This is a genomic window from Micrococcus sp. SL257 (genome assembly GCF_026625585.1).
GTDB lineage: Bacteria > Actinomycetota > Actinomycetes > Actinomycetales > Micrococcaceae > Micrococcus > Micrococcus luteus.
Map to the genome: position 1 here is coordinate 298,958 of NZ_CP113053.1, position 17,991 is coordinate 316,948.

At 73.8% G+C, this 17,991-nt stretch carries 16 protein-coding genes; 8 read left to right on the forward strand and 8 right to left on the reverse strand.

The window, feature by feature from the left end; translation table 11 throughout:
* The first annotated feature begins 3 nt into the window (after positions 1-3).
* The 5 genes from OVA32_RS01375 to OVA32_RS01395 all read left to right on the forward strand — a co-directional run bounded on the left by OVA32_RS01375 (position 4) and on the right by OVA32_RS01395 (position 5,055).
* A complete protein-coding gene (locus OVA32_RS01375) occupies positions 4-681 on the forward strand; it encodes an SDR family NAD(P)-dependent oxidoreductase (RefSeq protein ID WP_267714826.1) in 678 nt (225 codons plus the stop codon).
* A 1-nt stretch (position 682) separates the two neighbouring features.
* On the forward strand, positions 683-1,756 hold the full coding sequence (locus OVA32_RS01380) for a threonine aldolase family protein (RefSeq protein WP_248086600.1): 1,074 nt from the start codon (positions 683-685) through the stop codon (positions 1,754-1,756).
* A gap of 100 nt (positions 1,757-1,856) precedes the next feature.
* On the forward strand, positions 1,857-3,359 hold the full coding sequence (locus tag OVA32_RS01385) for an amino acid permease (RefSeq protein WP_119217642.1): 1,503 nt from the start codon (positions 1,857-1,859) through the stop codon (positions 3,357-3,359).
* 22 nt (positions 3,360-3,381) lie between these two features.
* Entirely contained in the window at positions 3,382-4,473 is a 1,092-nt protein-coding gene (locus tag OVA32_RS01390; RefSeq protein ID WP_248086601.1) for a hypothetical protein, read from the forward strand.
* Between the two features lie 33 nt (positions 4,474-4,506).
* Positions 4,507-5,055, forward strand: a complete 549-nt coding sequence (locus OVA32_RS01395; protein WP_002858225.1) for an NYN domain-containing protein — start codon at positions 4,507-4,509, stop codon at positions 5,053-5,055.
* A 22-nt stretch (positions 5,056-5,077) separates the two neighbouring features.
* Here OVA32_RS01395 and OVA32_RS01400 read toward each other — a convergent pair whose 3' ends face one another.
* Entirely contained in the window at positions 5,078-5,926 is an 849-nt protein-coding gene (locus tag OVA32_RS01400; RefSeq protein WP_036316534.1) for an HAD family hydrolase, read from the reverse strand.
* Positions 5,927-5,999: 73 nt separating this feature from the next.
* On the opposite strand from OVA32_RS01400, the gene OVA32_RS01405 reads away from it, so the two are divergent.
* On the forward strand, positions 6,000-7,076 hold the full coding sequence (locus tag OVA32_RS01405) for a malate dehydrogenase (protein WP_036384991.1): 1,077 nt from the start codon (positions 6,000-6,002) through the stop codon (positions 7,074-7,076).
* Between the two features lie 103 nt (positions 7,077-7,179).
* On the opposite strand, the gene OVA32_RS01410 is transcribed toward OVA32_RS01405, so the two are convergent.
* Positions 7,180-8,100: a carbohydrate kinase family protein gene (locus OVA32_RS01410; protein WP_036337149.1), complete on the reverse strand. Its 921-nt coding sequence runs from the start codon at positions 8,098-8,100 to the stop codon at positions 7,180-7,182.
* 126 nt (positions 8,101-8,226) lie between these two features.
* Between OVA32_RS01410 and OVA32_RS01415 the strand changes: the two genes are divergently transcribed.
* Positions 8,227-9,564 carry a uracil-xanthine permease family protein gene (locus OVA32_RS01415; protein WP_095353476.1) on the forward strand — a complete coding sequence of 446 codons (1,338 nt, stop codon included), beginning with the start codon at positions 8,227-8,229 and terminating at the stop codon, positions 9,562-9,564.
* A 139-nt stretch (positions 9,565-9,703) separates the two neighbouring features.
* Here the strand turns inward: OVA32_RS01415 and OVA32_RS01420 are convergent, their stop codons facing one another.
* From OVA32_RS01420 to OVA32_RS01440, 5 genes are all read right to left on the reverse strand, one after another.
* Complete coding sequence (locus tag OVA32_RS01420; RefSeq protein ID WP_257746730.1) at positions 9,704-11,095, reverse strand: aspartate aminotransferase family protein; 1,392 nt, start codon at positions 11,093-11,095, stop codon at positions 9,704-9,706.
* Between the two features lie 52 nt (positions 11,096-11,147).
* Complete coding sequence (locus OVA32_RS01425; RefSeq protein WP_144859600.1) at positions 11,148-12,053, reverse strand: hypothetical protein; 906 nt, start codon at positions 12,051-12,053, stop codon at positions 11,148-11,150.
* An 83-nt stretch (positions 12,054-12,136) separates the two neighbouring features.
* Positions 12,137-12,862 (reverse strand): dienelactone hydrolase family protein, encoded by a 726-nt coding sequence (locus OVA32_RS01430; RefSeq protein ID WP_063189180.1) that lies wholly within the window; start codon positions 12,860-12,862, stop codon positions 12,137-12,139.
* 72 nt (positions 12,863-12,934) lie between these two features.
* The gene (locus tag OVA32_RS01435; protein WP_063189182.1) at positions 12,935-13,486 is read right to left on the reverse strand and encodes a YceI family protein; all 552 of its coding nucleotides are present in this window, start codon (positions 13,484-13,486) and stop codon (positions 12,935-12,937) included.
* A 296-nt stretch (positions 13,487-13,782) separates the two neighbouring features.
* Positions 13,783-15,063 carry a Glu/Leu/Phe/Val family dehydrogenase gene (locus OVA32_RS01440; protein ID WP_063189184.1) on the reverse strand — a complete coding sequence of 427 codons (1,281 nt, stop codon included), beginning with the start codon at positions 15,061-15,063 and terminating at the stop codon, positions 13,783-13,785.
* 344 nt (positions 15,064-15,407) lie between these two features.
* Here OVA32_RS01440 and OVA32_RS01445 point away from each other — a divergent pair, with 344 nt between their 5' ends.
* Positions 15,408-16,373: an HpcH/HpaI aldolase/citrate lyase family protein gene (locus OVA32_RS01445; RefSeq protein WP_044659844.1), complete on the forward strand. Its 966-nt coding sequence runs from the start codon at positions 15,408-15,410 to the stop codon at positions 16,371-16,373.
* A 111-nt stretch (positions 16,374-16,484) separates the two neighbouring features.
* On the opposite strand, the gene tctA is transcribed toward OVA32_RS01445, so the two are convergent.
* Positions 16,485-17,990 (reverse strand): tripartite tricarboxylate transporter permease TctA, encoded by a 1,506-nt coding sequence (gene tctA / locus OVA32_RS01450; protein WP_002858211.1) that lies wholly within the window; start codon positions 17,988-17,990, stop codon positions 16,485-16,487.
* Position 17,991 lies beyond the last annotated feature (1 nt).

Below are 17,991 nucleotides of genomic sequence, written 5' to 3' on the forward strand. Positions count from 1 at the left end.
CCCGTGGCCGCCCTGACCGACCGCGCCGTCCTGATCGCGGGCGCCACGAGCGCCTCGGGCCGGGCCGTCGCCCGCACGCTCCTCGACGCCGGCGCACACGTCGTCGCGACCGGGCGCGACGCCGCGAAGCTCGCCCCCCTCGCCGCGCTCGGCGCCCAGGCCGCGGCCCTGGACCTCACGGACGAGACCGCCGTCCGCGGCCTCGTCGAGGACCTGCACGCCCGCGGCACCCGGATCGACGGCCTGCTCCACCTGGTGGGAGGCTGGCGCGGCGGCGGAGGCCTCGCCGGCCAGACCGAGGAGGACTACCGCGCCCTCGAGGCCTCGTTCACGGCGCTGCGGCACGTGAGCCGGGCCCTCGACGACGACCTGCGGGCCTCGTCCGCCGGTCGCCTCGCGATCGTCTCGTCCACGGCGGTGACCCGGCCGCTCGCCGGCGGCGCGAACTACGCCGCGGTGAAGGCGGCGAGCGAGGCATGGACCCGCGCGGTGGCGCAGGGCTGGGCCAAGGCCGCCCGGGACGCGGAGGCGCCGCTGCGCTCGGCGGCCGTCGTGTTCCGCGTGAAGTCCCTCGCCGGGCTCGAGGAACGGCTGGCCGAGGAGTACGCGCGACTGTGGAAGGCTGAGGCGGGCGCGCTGAACGACGCCGTCCGCACGCTCCAGGAGAAGGGAACGGACTGACATGCAGAGGATCCACGATCCGCAGGAGCGGGGCTTCGCCTCGGACAACTACTCCGGCGTCCACCCGGAGGTGCTCGCGGCGATCGCCGAGGCCAACGGGGGCCACCAGGTCGCCTACGGCGAGGACGTGTACACGGCGCGTCTGCAGGAGGTCGTCGCCCAGCACTTCGGCAAGGACGCCACCGTGTGGCCGATGTTCAACGGGACCGGGGCGAACGTCGTCGGGCTCCAGGCCATGCTGCCCCGCTGGGGCGCGGTGATCTGCGCGGACACCGCGCACATCCACGTGGACGAGGGCGGCGCGCCCGAGAAGTCCGCCGGCATCAAGCTGCTGCCCGTGTCCACCGACGACGGCAAGCTCACCCCCGAGCTGATCGCCGCCGAGGCGTGGGGCTGGGGTGACGAGCACCGTGCCCAGCCCCTGGTCGTCTACCTCACCCAGTCCACCGAGCTCGGCACGGTCTACACCCCGGAGGAGGTCAAGGCCATCACGGACTACGCCCACGAGCACGGGATGCGCGTCTACATGGACGGCGCCCGCATCGCCAACGCCGCGGCCTCCCTGGGCCTGCCGCTGCGCGCCTTCACCACCGACGTCGGCGTGGACGTGCTCTCCCTCGGCGGCACCAAGAACGGGGCGCTGCTGGCCGAGGCCGTCGTCGTGCTCGACCCGGACGCCGCGGACGGCCTCGTGTACCTGCGCAAGAACCAGATGCAGCTGGCCTCGAAGATGCGCTTCGTCTCGGCGCAGCTGCTCGCGCTGTTCGACGGCGACCTGTACCTGCGCTCCGCCCGCCACGCCAACGCCATGGCCGCCCGGCTGCGCGCCGGCATCGAGGCGGGGGTCGCCGACGGCTCGCTGGCCGGCGTCGAGTTCACGCAGGCCACGGACGCCAACGCCGTGTTCGCCGTCCTGCCCGAGGGCGTGGCCGACCGGCTGCGCACCCGCTTCCGGTTCTACGACTGGGACGCGGCGCGCCGCGAGGTGCGGTGGGTGTGCGGCTTCGACACGACCGAGGAGGACGTGGACGCGTTCACGGCCGCACTGCGCGCCGAACTCGTCCCCGCCGCCTGACGACCGCACCCGGCCGGGATACCCTTCTACCACCGTGCAGCAGGGTGGGACGCCGCGGCCTTCGACGCGCGTCCGACCGCTCCTCCACCGAAAGGCCACCGTGGACACCAGCGCACCGCGGACGTCCCCGTCGACGCCGCCCGCCTCCGCCGCCCACGCCGCCCCCGAGGGCGGCTCCCTGCGGCGCACCCTCAAATCCCGCCACCTGACGATGATCGCGATGGGCGGCGCCATCGGCACGGGCCTGTTCGTGGCCTCGGGCAACACCATCGCGACCGCCGGCCCCGGTGGCGCCCTCGCGGCCTACGTGGCCATCGGCTTCATGGTGTTCCTGCTGATGCAGTCGCTCGGCGAGATGTCCACGTACCTGCCGGTCTCCGGCGCGTTCGAGGAGTACTCCACCCGCTTCGTGAGCCCCTCGTTCGGCTTCGCCATCGGCTGGAACTACTGGTACAACTGGGCGATCACGGTGGCCGCCGAGCTCGTTGCGGCGGCCCTGATCATGCGGTACTGGCTCCCGGACGTGCCCTCGTGGATCTGGTCCGCGACCTTCCTCGTGCTGCTCTTCGGCCTCAACGCCCTCTCCACGCGCGCCTACGGCGAGAGCGAGTTCTGGTTCTCGCTCATCAAAGTCGCCACCGTGGTGATCTTCCTGGTGCTCGGCGTCCTGATGATCGTCGGCATCCTCGGCGGCTCCTCCCCCGGCTTCCACAACTGGACGGACGGCGAGGCCCCCTTCGTGGGCGGCGGCGCCGGCATCCTGGCGATCTTCATGGTGGCCGGCTTCTCCTTCCAGGGCACCGAGCTGGTCGGCGTGGCCGCGGGCGAGGCCGAGGACCCGGAGAAGAACGTGCCCAAGGCGATCCGCACCGTGTTCGTGCGCATCCTGCTCTTCTACGTCGGCGCAATCACCGTCGTCGGCTTCCTCATCCCCTACACCAGCCCCCACCTGCTGGGCAGCGACGTCGAGGACATCTCGATCTCCCCGTTCACGCTCGTCTTCGAGAACGCGGGCGTGCTCGCCGCCGCCTCCGTGATGAACGCCGTGATCCTCACGGCCATCCTCTCCGCGGGCAACTCGGGCCTGTACGCCTCCACCCGCATGCTCTGGGCCCTGGCCGACTCCGGCAAGGCCCCGCGCTTCCTGGCGAAGGTGAACCGGCGCGGCGTGCCCATGAACGCCCTCTACGCCACCACCGCGGTGGGCGCGGCGTGCTTCCTGACCACGTTCATCGGGGACGGCGCCGCCTACGTGTGGCTCGTCTCCGCCTCGGGCCTGGCCGGGTTCATCGTGTGGATGGGCATCGCCTGGAGCCACTACCGGTTCCGGCGGGCCTACGTCGCGCAGGGCCACGACCCGAAGGACCTGCCCTACCGCGCCTTCCTGTTCCCCCTGGGCCCGATCGTCGCGCTGGTCATGTGCGCCGTCGTGATCCTCGGCCAGAACTACCAGGCGTTCATGGGCGACGTGGACCTCGTGGCCGTGGCCAGCGCGTACATCGGCCTGCCCCTGTTCCTCGCGCTGTGGCTCGGCCACAAGCTCGTCACCGGCTCGAAGCCGGTCCGCTACGAGGACGCCGACCTCACCCGCGTCCTGGACTGAGTCCCCCACCTCGGAGGTCGCCGTGCCCGCCCCCTCCTCCCACGCTCCCGCCGCCACCCACACCGCCCGGGGCCGCCTGGTCTGGGTGGACGTCGCGCGCGGCCTGGCCCTGGTCGCGATGATGGTCGCCCACACGGCGCCCGCCGGCGGCCCGGACGGGGTGCTCCACCTCTCCGAGCACCTCACCGCGCCCCTGTTCGCGGCGCTCGTGGGCGTGGGCGCGCGCCTCGAGGCGGAGTGGCTGGGCCGTGGCCGGGCCGTGCCCCGCGCGCTTGTGCGGGCGGCCGCCCTGTGCGGGGCGGCGTGGCTGACCGGGCTCTTCGGGGCGGCCGTCGTGAACGTGCTGGCGCACCTGGCTGTGCTCACGGTGCTCATGGCACTGCTGGCCGCCCTCCCCCTCGCCGCGCACCTCGTGCTCGCCGTCCTGGCCGGCGGAGGCGGCCTCCTGCTCGCCGCCACACCGACGGCCGACGTCGTCGACCGGCTCCTCCCCGCCGCGCAGGCGCTCGGGCTGAGCCGCGCGACGCTGACCCCGTGGGTCTCCGCGTTCCTCACGGACGGCCCGTACCGTCTCCCCCTGTTCCTCGCGTGGGCGCTGCTGGGGGCGGTGCTGGTCGCCACCGTCCACGGCACGACGACGGCGGCCCCGGCCCGGCGCGCACGGCTCACGGGGCTCGCCTGGGCGGCCGGGGGGATCGCGCTGGCCGGCGTCGTGCTCGCCCTGTCCCGGACGCAGACCGGCGCCGCCCCCGTGCCCTACACGGCGACCCCCGCGGAGGCCCTGCTGGACACGGGCCTCGTGCTGACCGTGCTCGGCGGGTGCGCGGCCCTGGCGCCGCGGTGGGCCGGGCTGCTGGCCGTGCCCGGCGCGATGACGCTGTCCGTGTACGTGGCGCACCTGTGGTACCTCGGCTGGGTGCGGGGGCTCGGACCCGGGCCGTGGCGCAGCGCCACGGGCACGGACGACACGTGGTTCAACCTGGCCGTGCTGGTGGCCGGCGCGCTGCTGCTGCCGCTGCTGTGGCGGGCCGTCGTGCGTATCGGCCCGTTCCGCGCGGGGCCGCTGGAGGGCGTCGTCCGCCTGCTGACGGCCCCGTTCGACCGCGCGCGCTGACCGACGTCCACCCCAGCGGGTAGCCTCGAGAGCGTGAGCGAGCGAACCACCTACCTGCTGATCGACGGCGAGAACATCGACGCCACCCTCGGCACGTCCATCCTGCAGCGGCGCCCCCAGCCCGACGAGCGGCCACGCTGGAAGCGCCTGCTCGGCTACCTCGAGGACCGCTGGGACCAGCCGGTCAAGGGCCTGTTCTTCCTCGCCATCGACGGTGAGATCCCCATCCCGTTCGTCCAGGCGCTCACCGCCCTCGGCTTCCAGCCGATCATGCTGCGGGGCGAGGGCAAGGTCGTGGACATCGGCATCCAGCGCACCGCGGAGGCGCTGCTGGGCCGGGAGGACGACGTCGTCCTCGTCAGCCACGACGCCGACTTCGCCCCCCAGCTCACCGACCTCGCGGCCACGCCGGGCCGACGCACCGGGATCATGGGCTTCGAGGAGTTCCTCTCCCACGAGCTGCGCCGCATCCCCGGGGTCGAGTTCTTCGACCTGGAGCACGCGGTGGGCGCGTTCGACTCGTCCCTGCCGCGCCTGCGCGTGATCGACGTCGAGGCGTTCGACCCGTACGAGTTCCTCTGACCCGCCGGGGGTGGCCCGCGGCTCAGTCCGTGGGCAGCTCCAGCAGGCGTTCGACGGTGGCGGCCACCCCGTCGTCGTCGCACGCCCCGACCACGCCGTCCGCCGCGGCCAGCAGCGACGGATGGCCCGAGGCCACGGCCAGGCCGAGACCAGCCCACTGGAGCATCTCCAGGTCGTTGGGCATGTCCCCGAACGCGACGACGTCGACCGGCGCGACCCCCCGGCTCGCGGCGAACTCGGCGAGGGTCGCGGCCTTGTGCACGCCCGGGGCGGACATCTCCACGAGCGCGATGCCGGGCGCGGAGTGCGTGGCACTCACGAGCTCGTCCAGCTCGGCGCGGGCCGCGGCGAGGAAGGCGTCCGGGGCCAGGGTGTCCGAGCGGGCCAGCAGCTTCACCACGCCCAGCCGACCCGGCAGCGCGGCCTCGAGCGTGGCCGCCGCGTGGACCTCGGCCCGGAACTCGGCGCGCTCGGAGAACGCGTGCTCCCAGAAGAAGCCCTCGAGGGTCTCGGCGCCGAAGGACACGGTGCGGTCCAGGGCGCGCAGCCGGTCCGTGGCTGTCCACACGGCCTCGACGGGCATGGGGTGGGCGATCAGGACGTCGTCCGTGGCGGTGTCCACGAGGACGGCGCCGTTGGAGCAGATCACCGGGCCGACGGGGCCGAGCTGCGCGCTCAGCGGGCCGAGCCAGCGGAGGGGACGGCCGGTCACGAACACCACCTCGACGCCGGCGTCGTGGGCGTCCCGCAGCGCCGCGATGGTGCGCGGGCTCAGGCGCCCCGACCGCGTGTGCCGGTACCCGATGATGGTGCCGTCCAGGTCCGTCGCGATCATCCGCGGACGGCGCGAGGGCAGGGGCAGGGCGGGCATGCGCTCAGTCTAGGCCGGGGCCGTGCGGCGGGCCGGGGTGTCCTCCGCGGGCGAGCGGGGGCACGATGGGGGCGTGGACACCGCACAGCAGACCACCGCACAGGACACCGCCCCGGACCCCGCGTCGACGACGCCCCGCACGGTCACCGTCACCGGCGCCGCCGGCAACATCGGCTACGCGCTGCTCTTCCGCATCGCCGCCGGCGGGATGCTCGGCCCGGACACCCCGGTCCGGCTGCGCCTGCTCGAGATCCCGGCCGCCCTGGGCGCCGCGGAGGGCACCGCCATGGAGCTCGCCGACGCGGCCTTCCCGCTGCTGGCCGACGTGGAGGTCACGGACGACCCGGCCCGCGCCTTCGACGGGGTCCAGCACGCGCTGCTCGTCGGCGCACGGCCGCGCACGAAGGGCATGGAGCGCGGCGACCTGCTCGAGGCGAACGGCGGGATCTTCGGGCCGCAGGGCCGGGCGATCAACGACCACGCGGCGCAGGACGTGCGGGTCGTCGTCGTCGGGAACCCGGCCAACACCAACGCGCTGATCGCCGCCGCCCACGCCCCGGACGTGCCGGCCGAGCGCTTCACGGCGCTGACCCGGCTGGACCACAACCGGGCCGTGGCGCAGCTGGCGGCGCGGGCCGGCGTCGCGGTGACGGACGTGGCCGGCGTGACGATCTGGGGCAACCACTCCGCCACCCAGTTCCCGGACCTCACCCACGCCCGCGTGCGGGTGGACGGGACGTGGCGGCCGGCGCTCGAGGTGGTGGACCCGGTGTGGGCGGGCGAGGAGTTCGTGCCGCGCGTGGCGAGGCGGGGCGCGGAGATCATCGAGGTGCGCGGGGCGAGCTCGGCGGCGTCGGCGGCGTCCGCGGCGATCGATCACCTGCGCGACTGGACCCTCGGCACCGGTGTGGACGCGGACGGTGCGCCGCGCCGGACGTCGGCCGCGGTGGTCTCGGACGGCTCCTACGGGGTGCCGGAGGGGCTGATCAGCTCGTTCCCCGTGACGTCCGACGGCGGCACCGCGTGGCGGATCGTGCCGGGGCTGGAGCCGGACGAGTCCGTGCTGCCGGGTGAGGGCGGGCGGCTGGCCGCGACCGTCGCCGAGCTGGAGGCCGAGCGCGACGCCGTGCGAGGGCTGGGCCTGCTCTGAGGCGGCCGGGATCGTCTGCGTCTCTGACCCTTCTGGGGGCGTCCCCGCCCGCCGGAAGGGTCGGATGCGCAACAGATTCGTGCGGGGACGGGCGGGCGTGGGGTCAGTCCGCCAGCTCGGCCCGCGTGGGCGGGTCCGCCCCCGGGCGGGAGGCCGTGATCGCCGACGCGCGGGAGGCGTAGATCAGCACCGACTCGACGTCGGCCGGGTCCATCGCGTGCAGGCGGCCGCGGTTCGCGGCGCCGAGCAGGGAGCGGTCGTCGAGGGCGGCGAGCAGGGCGGCGGTGAACGAGTCGCCGGCGCCCACGGTGTCCGCGACGTCCACGGGCACGATCGGGCGCTCCACCACGCCGTGCGCGGTGACGGCCACGATGTCCTCGGCGCCGCGGGTCATCACCACGAACGCCGGGCCCATCCGCTGCCACGCCTGCAGCGACTCGAGCAGCGGGCGGTCCGGGTACAGCCACGCGATGTCCTCGTCCGAGGCGTGCACCACGTCCGCCAGCCGCACGGACTCCTCCGCGCGGGCGCGGGCGAACGCCCGGTCCGGCACGATCGTGGGCCGCACGTTGGGGTCGTAGCTGATGGTCGTGACCGCGGAGATCCGCTCAAGCAGGGCCATCACCTCGGCGTCGCCGGGGGCGAGCATGGTGGCGATGGAGCCGGCATGCATGTGGTGCAGGGGGCCGCCGGCGGCGTCGTCGAAGTCCCGGGCGAGCGCGGCGGCGGGCGGCAGCGTCCAGTCCAGCTCGAACTCGTAGCTGGCGGCGCCCGTGGGGTCCAGGCGGGCGGTGGCCACGGAGGTGGCGGCGGCATCCGGCTCGAGCAGGCAGCGCACGCCGTTCTCCCGCAGATGCGAGGCGATCATGTCCCCGTGCGCATCGCGGCCGAGGCGGCCGGCGAACAGGACGGGCCGCTCCAGCCGGCTCAGGCCCACGGCCACGTTCAGGGGGCTGCCCCCGACGTGCACCCGGGGGGTCGCGGTGTCCGAGACCACGACGTCGACGAGCGCCTCTCCGATCACACCACAGTACTGAGCCACGCGCCCCACGGTACCCTAATCACCGGCGCAGAACCGGGGCTGTGCGCAGGCTTCCAGGCCCCCGAGAAACGCCCGACACCCCCATCCCCGACCCCTCGGCAGGCGGCCATGTCCCCCACCCCCACCCGGCCCTCACGCGGCCCCGGCTGGCGCCTCCACGGCGACGGCCGGACCATCACCCCGGGCACCGTCGTCGCCCCGGACGAGCGGCTGAGCTGGCCGCGGACCGTGGGCATCGGCGTGCAGCACGTGATGGCCATGTTCGGTGCCACCGTGCTCGTGCCCGCCCTGACCGGCATGCCCGCGACGACGGCGCTGCTCTTCTCCGGCCTCGGCACCCTGCTCTTCCTGGTCATCACGGGCAACCGCCTGCCCTCGTACCTGGGCAGCTCGTTCGCGTTCATCGCACCGCTGACGGCCGCCGCCACGATCGGCGGCACGGGGGCCGCGCTCGGCGGCATCCTCGTGACGGGCCTGCTGCTCACGGTGATCGGCGTGATCGTGCACCGCGCCGGCACCGGGTGGATCCACGCGCTCATGCCGCCGGCGGTGATGGGCACGATCGTGGCCCTGATCGGCCTCAACCTCGCCGGCGCCACGACGACGGCCATGCAGGAGGTGCCGGTCACCACGTTCGGCACGGCCCTGGCGGTGGTGCTCACGGCCGTGACGTTCCGGGGGCTCCTGGGCCGCCTGTCCATCCTCGTGGGCATCGTGGTGGGCTACGTGCTGGCCCTCGCGCAGGGCCAGGTGGACTTCGCCGCCGTCGGGGAGGCCGCCTGGATCGGGCTGCCGCCCTTCCACGGCCCGGAGCTGCGCTGGGACCTGCTGCCCCTGTTCCTGCCCGTCGTGCTCGTGCTGGTCGCGGAGAACATCGGCCATGTCAGGACCGTCGGGCTGATGACCAAGCGCGACCTGGACCCGCTCACCGGCCGTGCCCTGATCGCGGACGGCCTGTCCACCATGCTCTCCGGCGCGGGCGGCGGCGTCGGCACCACCACGTATGCGGAGAACATCGGCGTGATGGCCAGCTCGCGCGTCTACTCGACGGCGGCGTACTGGGTGGCCGGCCTGACCGCGATCGCCCTCGCGTTCCTGCCGAAGTTCGGGGCCGCCGTCGCCACCATCCCGGCCGGGGTGGCCGGCGGCGCGGGCATCATCCTCTACGGGATGATCGGCATGATGGGCGTGCGCATCTGGGTGCAGAACCGCGTGGACTTCTCCAACACCGTGAACCTCATGACGGCGGGTGCGGGCCTGATCATCGCGATCGCCGACCCCCAGCTCGTGGTCGGCGGGCTCGTGTTCGGCGGCATCACGCTCGGCACGGTCGCCGCCCTGGTGGTGTACCACCTCATGACGGCGATCGCCCGCGCCCGCGGCACCGAGCCGGTGCCCGAGGACGAGGAGGAGTTCGAGGCCTCGGAGGCCGGCCGGCTCGGCTGACCCCGATCCCGCGCCACGCGCACTTTCGGTCGTGAGATAGGGCCAATCTCACGACCGAAAGCGCTGAGAACCCCCCTTTCACGTTCGAAAACGCTGGGCGGGGGCGGGCAGGGCGAGGCGGGGCGGGGGGCGGGCCCCGTCAGCCGGCCGCGACCTCCTCGTCGGCGAGGGCGAGGACCTGGTCGAGCACGTCGAGGCCGAAGCGCAGGTCCTCGTCCGAGATGTTCAGCGGCGGGCACAGGTGGAACCGGTTCTCGGCCATGAACAGCAGCAGCCCGCGGTCCTTCGCCTCGGCCATCATCCGCCCCATCACGGGCGCCACCTGACCGAGCGGGGCCAGCCGCTCCCGGGTCTGCCGGTCCTTCACCAGCTCGACGGCCCAGAACGCGCCGGCGCCGCGCACCTCGCCCACGCTCGGGTGGGCCGCGGCGATCTCGGCCAGGCGCGGCCCGATGATCTGATCGCCGATGCGCTTCGCATGGGCGACCATGCCCTCCTCCTCCATCGCGGTGATCGCGGCGACGGCGGCCGCGCACGCGAGGGGGTGGCCCGAGTAGGTCAGGCCGCCGGGGTAGGGCGTGGTCGCGAAGCTCTCGTAGACGTCGTCGCTCATGGCGACGCCGCCCAACGGCACATACCCGGAGTTGACCCCCTTGGCGAACGTGACGATGTCCGGGGTGACGCCCGTCAGCTGGTGGCCGAACCACTCGCCCACGCGGCCGAAGCCGACCATGACCTCGTCGATGATCAGCAGGATCCCGTGCTCACGGCACAGCTCCTTGACGCCGGCCATGTAGCCGGGCGGCGGCAGGAAGATGCCCGCGGTGCCGGGGACGGCCTCGAGGATCACGGCGGCCACGGTGGAGGGGCCCTCGAGTTCGATCACGTCGCGCAGGTGGGCCAGCGCGCGCTCGGCCTCCTGCTCGTCGCTCTCCGAGCCGAACGCGGAGCGGTACGTGTACGCCGGCTGGAAGTGCACGACGCCGTCGGAGGCCGAGTCCGAGCCCACGCGCCGCAGGGAGCCGGTCAGGTTCGCCGTCAGGCGCGTGGCGCCGTGGTACGAGAGGTACGCGGAGAGCACCTTGTGCCGGCCCGTGTGCAGGCGTGCCATCCGCACCGCGTGCTCGTTGGCCTCCGCGCCCGCGTTCGTGAAGAACACGTGGTTGATGGACTCCGGCAGCCGCTCCGTGATCAGCCGGGCCGCCTCGGACCGGGCGTCGTTGACGTGCTGGGGGGCCACGGTGGCCAGCGTCTCGGCCTGCTCGCGGATCGCGGCCACGATCTTCGGGTGGCGGTGGCCGACGTTCGTGAAGACGAGCTGCCCGCTGAAGTCGACCATGGGCCGACCCTCGCCGTCCCACACCCACGACCCCTCGGCGTCGAGGATGGTCATGGGTGTGAGGTTGCGCTGCGCGCTCCACGAGTGGAACACGTGCGCGCGGTCGAGCTCGTGGGCGCGGCGGCCCCGCTCGATGGCCTCGTCGCTGATCCGGGGGTCCCGGCGGCCGACGTGCTGCTGATGCTCGGACATGCGCCCTCCTTGAGTGTGATGCGGCTCATTCCGAGCATAGGCGCGCCCGCCCTCAGCGCGAGCTGGCGCCCCGCCGCCCGCGCGCCACCCCCACGAACGCCTGCACGAGCTCCGAGTCGGCCGCCTTGAGCCAGGCCAGGGCGACGTCCCAGCCGGGGTGGCGGGCGTCGTCGTCGCCGTGGCGCTCGGGATCCGGCCCGTCGACGACGGCGGCGCCCGCCTCCGCCTCCGCCCGCGCCTGCTCGTCCGCGAGCGCGGCCCGCGTGGCGGCGGCCTCGCGGTCGGCGCGGGACAGGCCCACGGTGTCGTCGAGGGTGGAGGCCAGCGGCAGCACGATCACGTCCTTGCGGCCGAACATGCGGGCCACGGACATCGGCAGCACGACGTGGCCGGCGCCGGACGCGGCGATCTCCAGCGCCATACGCTCGCCCGCCCCGGGCAGCTCGGCGGCGTCCATCGGCTCCGCGCTGGGGGCCGGGGCGAAGCGGGCGGGATCCAGCTCCTCGTCCGGGTCGAGCTCGGCGGGCGGCACCGGGCCGTCCGCGCCCACGTCCCACGCGGCGAGCAGGTGATCCCTGCCCACGCACACCACCGGCAGCTCGGAGTACACGCCCACGAGGTGCACGTGCCGCGGGTCGACGCCGCCGGCGCGCAGGAACTCCTCGGCGGGCACGTCGCGTCGGCGCCGCACGTAGCCCAGCTGCGGCAGGAAGTGGCGGGGCTGACCGGCGTCGTCGTGGGCGAGGTGGGCCAGCTGGGCCGCGTCGTCGTGGTTGACGAGCTGCACCGTGCGCTGGCGCGTGGTGAACCGCTCCACCCACGTGGACGGCGTGGCCCCGGGGATGGTGGCCAGGAAGAGGGTCTCGGGCGGGACGGGCAGGTCGGCCGGCGGCGCGGGCGCGGGACGACGCCGGCCCTCGCCCCCGGCACGGCCCGCGGGCTTCACGCCCTTGGCCACGCCGCGCCCGCCGGAGCGGGTGGACCGGGCGGGGCCGCCCCTGCTCGCGCGGGACTTCCCGCCCCGGCCGCCACGGGAGCCGCTCAGCGGACCTTCTCCTTCAGGAAGGAGACGGCGCGGTCCCAGGCGAGGGCCGCGGCCTCGGGCCGGTGGTTGCCCTGGGGGTTCTCGTCGTTGTGGAAGGCGTGCGGGGCGTCGTAGTAGAAGTACTCGACGTCGGCCCCGGACTCCTCACGGATCTGCTGCTCCTGCTTCCGCGCATCCTCGACGGGGAAGGAGTCGTCCTGCTCGGCGTAGTGGCCCTGGACGGCGGCGGTGACGCCGGAGAAGTCGCCGGGCACGCCCTGGCCCACGCCGTAGAACGGCACGGCGGCGGAGACCTTGTCCCCCTGCTGGGCCGCGAGGGCGAGCACGAAGCCGCCGCCCATGCAGAAGCCGATCGCGCCCACGGTCTGCGAGGTCACCTCGTCCCGGGCGAGCAGCCAGTCGACGGCGCCGGCCAGCTGACGGGCGCCCTCCTCGGCGGGCAGGTTCTGCATCATCTCGCCGGCCTCGTCGCCGTCGTGCGCGATCCAGCCGCCGTAGAGGTCCGGGGCGAGCGCGACGAAGCCGAGGTCGGCGAGGCGGTCGCACACGTCCTTGATGTGGTCCACCAGACCCCACCACTCCTGGATCACGATCACGCCGGGGCCCTTCCCGGCGGCGGGCAGCGCGAGGTAGCCGTGGCCCGTCCGGTCGCCGTCCTGGCCGGCGTCCTTGGTGGGCAGGTCGAACGTGACGTTCTGGTGCGGGGTCTTCGAAGCCATCATGGGCCCCACCCTACGAGGAGACCGGGCCCCTCATCGAGGGACCCGGTCTCGCCGCGCGAGGTCGGCTCAGGCTCAGGCCTGGGCGTCGGCCTCGGGCAGCACGAAGGCGGCGCCGATCTCGAGCTTCACCTTGTCCGAGACCAGGAGGCCGCCGGCCTCGGTGGCCGCGTTCCAGGTCAGGCCGAAGTCCTTGCGGGAGATCTCGCCCGTGGCCTCGAAGCCCACGCGGGTCGCGCCGAAGGGGTCCTTGTCCTGGCCGCCGAACTCGGCCTCGAGCTCCACGGTCTGGGTGACGCCGTGCAGCGTCAGCTCGCCGACCAGGGTGAACTCCTCGGGCTCGCCGCGGACCTCGGTGGAGCGGAAGGTCATGGTGGGGAACTGCTCCACGTCGAAGAACTCGTCGGAGCGCAGGTGGCCGTCGCGGCCCTCGTTCTTGGTGCTGATGGAGGCGACGTCGACGGTCACGTCGACGGAGGACTGGGCGAACTGCTCGGCGATGGCGAGCTGGCCCTCCACGGCGTGGAAGGTGCCGCGGACCTTGGAGATGCCCGCGTGGCGGACGACGAAGTCGACGTCCGAGTGGGCGGCGTCGAGATTCCAGGTGCCGGTGGTGATGGCGTGCATGGGGTGCTCCTTCTGAAGCGGGTCTGTCTGGTGTGTCCGGGGTGGGCCGCGGCGGGGGCGGCGGCTCCTCGGCCTCCGAACTTGTTTCAAATTCAAACATCATCCGGGCAGGCCGTCCACGCTTGATCGTCAAAATTCGAAATAGAGACGGAGGTCACGGTCCGGGGGCACATCAGGCCGCGTCCGCCCACGACGACGGCCCGGAACCTCCGGGGTTCCGGGCCGTCGGCCCGCGGTCGGGCAGCGGGGCCGCGCTCGGGCGGCCGGACGGGGTCAGGCGGCGGGGCCGCCCCCCGTCACGGGTAGAGGCCGCGGGTGCGGTGGGCCTCGGCCACGCGCTGGACAGCGGTCAGGGTGGCGGCCTCGCGCAGGCTCACGCGGCGGCTCTCGGAGGTGGCCAGCACCGCCTTCCATGCGGCGACCATGCGCCGCTTCAGGCGCTCGTCCACCTCCTCGCGGCTCCACCAGTAGGCCTGGTTCGCCTGGACCCACTCGAAGTAGGAGACGATCACGCCGCCGGCGTTGGCCAGGATGTCCGGGACGACCAGGACGCCCTTCTCCTCGAGGATGCGGTCGGCCTCGCCCGTGGTGGGGCCGTTGGCGCCCTCCACGACCAGCCGGGCGCGCACGCGCGGGGCGTTCTCCTCGGTCAGCACGGACTGCACGGCGGCCGGGACCACGAGGTCCACGTCCATCTCGAGCAGCTCGTCCGCGTCCATGGGCTCGGTGCCGGGGGTGTCCTTCACGGAGCCGGTGTCCCAGAGCTGCTTCTGCAGGGCGTCGTAGTGCAGGCCCTCGTCGTCGCGCACGGCGCCGTACTGGTCGGACACGGCCACGACCTTCACGCCGGCCGCCTCGAGCAGCTCGACCGTGCCGGCGCCGACCTTGCCGAAGCCCTGGACCGCCGCCGTCGCCTGCGACGGCTCGATGCCGAGGTGCTCGAGCGCGGCGAGCGCCACGTGGACCACGCCCGCCGAGGTGGCGGAGGCGCGGCCCAGCGAGCCGCCGAGCGAGACGGGCTTGCCGGTGACCACGCCGAGCGTGGTGTGGCCGACGTTCACCGAGTAGGTGTCCATCATCCAGGCCATGGTCTGCTCGTCCGTGCCCACGTCCGGGGCGGGGATGTCCACCTCGGGGCCGATGATCGGCTGGATCTCGGAGGTGTAGCGGCGGGTGACGCGCTCGAGCTCGGCCTTCGAGTACTGGCGGGGGTCGATGGTCACCCCGCCCTTGGCGCCGCCGTAGGGCACGTCCAGCAGGGCGCACTTCCAGGTCATCCACATGGCCAGCGCGCGGACCTCGTCCAGGTCCACGTCCTGACTGAAGCGCACGCCGCCCTTGGCCGGGCCGCGGGAGAAGTTGTGCTGCACGCGGTAGCCGCGGAGCACCTCGGTGGAGCCGTCGTCGCGGCGCAGGGGGATGGAGACGGCCATCTCGCGGCGGGGGGCGGCGAGCATCTGGTGCAGGCCCTCGTCGTAGCCGAGCGTCTTCACGGCGGCGGAGAGCTGGGCCAGGGCGTTGTCGAGCGGGGAGGACGGCGCCGTCACGGCCTCGTCCTCGGCGGGGATCCTCGTCATTGAGCGTCCTCGTGGTCCGGTGGGAAGGAATGTGTCGCGGCCCGACCGACGCGCGGAGGGCCGCGCCCCATTGCGCGGCCGACGCCGTCCGGACCGCGATGAACGCTACGCGCTCCCCCCGCACCCGTCACCCCTTCTCAGCCGAGATCCACGCCCACCCGGGTGACGTCGGACACGGTGGCGTGTACTGTGCTGTGGACGCGCCGCACACCCGCGGCGCCCTTCGGCGTCGAACCGACGCCGCTCGCTCAGGGCCCACCTGGTCCGTCCCCCGGCCGTCCGCCGCGCGAGGCACCCCGCCCGCGACCTCGGCCCGACGCCCCAGCCCCGTGAAGGAGCCCCTCATGACCGTGACCCTGCCCGCCGCGATCACCCCCTCCCCCGCGTTCCAGCCCGTGCCCGGCCAGCGCATCGATCCGGAGCTCGCCCGCTCCTGGCTGCTGGTCAACGCCGCCCAGCCCGAACGGTTCCAGCCCGCCGAGGACTCGGCCGCGGACATCGTCATCCTCGACATCGAGGACGCCGTGGCCCCCAAGGACAAGGACCAGGCCCGCGCGGACGCCGTCGCCTGGCTGACCTCCGGGCACACCGGCTGGGTGCGGCTCAACGGCTACGGCTCGCGGTGGTGGGAGCAGGACGTCGAGGCGCTCGCCGCGGCCCTGCCCGCGCACCTGGGCGGGCCGGTCGCCGAGGGCGGCCTGGCCGGCGTCGTGCTGGCGATGGTGGAGTCCACGGACCACGTGAACGAGACCGCCCGACGGCTGCCCGGCGTGCCCGTCGTGGCGCTCGTGGAGACGGCGCGCGGGCTGCAGCGGATCGACTCGATCGCCGCCGCGAAGGGCACGTTCCGGCTGGCCTTCGGGATCGGCGACTTCCGCCGCGACACCGGCCTGGGCGAGTCGCCGATGGCGCTGGCGTACACGCGGTCCCAGTTCACGATCGCGGCGCGGGCCACGGGGCTGCCGGGCGCGATCGACGGGCCGACCGTGGGCTCCACCGGCGTGAAGCTCGCCGAGGCGACGGCGGTGACCGCGGAGTTCGGCATGACCGGCAAGCTGTGCCTCGCGCCGGAGCAGTGCGCGGCCGTGAACGAGGGGCTCAGCCCGTCCCAGGAGGAGCTGGCGTGGGCCCACGAGTTCCTCGCGGACTTCGAGGCCGACGGCGGCGAGATCCGCAACGGCTCCGACCTGCCCCGCAAGGCGCGCGCGGAGAAGATCCTCGGGCTGGCCACCGCGTTCGGGGTGCACTCCACGCGGTACCCGGACCAGGACAACGCGATCACAGCGCCGTCGGACACGTACCACTACTGAGCGGGGCCGCCGCCCACCAGAAACGCGGGTTGAGTTGTCATGGGTGCGGAGGCCGCACACCGGTGACAACTCAACCCGCGTTGCCTTCGGGGGTGCGGATCCCGCCTCCGCTCACACGTCCTGGCGCGTCCGGCGCACGACGGCGGCCCGCACGGAGAACGCCAGCACGATCGCCAGGATCCCGTAGATCACCCACGTGATGGGGGTGGAGACGAGCACGGCCGGGTCGCCGACCGAGCTGAGCAGGGCGTCGCGCAGGCTGGTCTCCGCGAGCGGGCCGAGCACCATGCCGATCATCAGCGGCGCCAGCGGGTAGCCGTACCGCCGCATCAGGAAGCCCAGCACGCCGATCCCCAGGAGCATCAGCAGGTCGAACACCGCGCCCGTGGTGGCGTAGATGCCCAGCCCGCAGAACAGCGTGATCCCCGCGTAGAGGTAGTGCTTCGGGATGAGCAGGAGCTTGGCCCACAGCTGCGCGAACGGCAGGTTGATCGCCAGCAACACGATCATCGCGATGAAGAAGCTCGCCAGCAGCGCCCACACGAGGTCCGGGCTGCGGTCGAACAGCAGGGGGCCGGGCTGCAGCCCGTACTGGCGGAACGCCGCCAGCATGATGGCCGCCGTCGCGGAGACGGGCAGGCCGAGCGTGAGCAGGGCACCCATCGCCATGCCGGTGGTCGAGTTGCCCGCGGCCTCGGGGGCCGCCAGCCCGCGGATCGCGCCGCGGCCGAACTGCGGATGCGCCCGGCGCCGGTCCAGGCGCCGCTCGGCCGAGTACGCCAGGAACGTCGGCACCTCGGAGCCGCCCACCGGCACGATGCCGAACGGCAGGCCGATCGCCGTGCCGCGCAGCCACGCCGGGGCGGCCTCGCGGAACTCGGCGCCCGACAGCCACGGCCGGCCGGTGCGACGGATGCGCAGGTCCTCGTGCTCGCGGCGCACCCGGGAGGCTACGTGGAACACCTCGCCGAGCGCGAGGATCGCCACCGTGACGGTCACGAGCGGAATGCCGTCGAACAGCTGCGGGGAGCCCATCGTGAAGCGCTCGGTGCCGGTCACCGCATCGATCCCGACGACGGCGATGCCCAGTCCCAGCACCAGGGAGGCCAGGCCGCGCAGCACCGAGTCGGCGACCACCGAGGAGGTGGCCACGAACGCGAAGAGCGCGAGCGCGAAGTACTCCGCGGGCCCGAAGCTCGTGGAGAACTCCGCCAGGACGGGGGCGAGGAACACGACGCACACCGAGGCCACCATGCCGCCGATGAAGGCGCCGAGCGCCGCCGTCGCCAGGGCCTGGGCCGCCCGGCCGTCCTGGGCCATGCGGTGGCCCTCGAACGTGGAGGCGATGGCCGAGGCCTGGCCGGGGGTGTTCATGAGGATGGCCATCGTGGAGTCGCCGAAGAGGCCGCCGAAGTACACGCCGGAGAACATGATGAACGCGGCGGTGGGCTCGAGGGCGAAGGTCATGGGCAGCAGCAGGGCCACGGCCATCGAGGAGCCCAGTCCGGGCATCACGCCGACCGCGGTGCCGAGCAGACAGCCCAGCACCACCCAGAGCAGGTTCATGGGGGTGAGGGCTCCGGCGAAGCCCTCCATGAGGAGTCCGAGGGTCTCCATG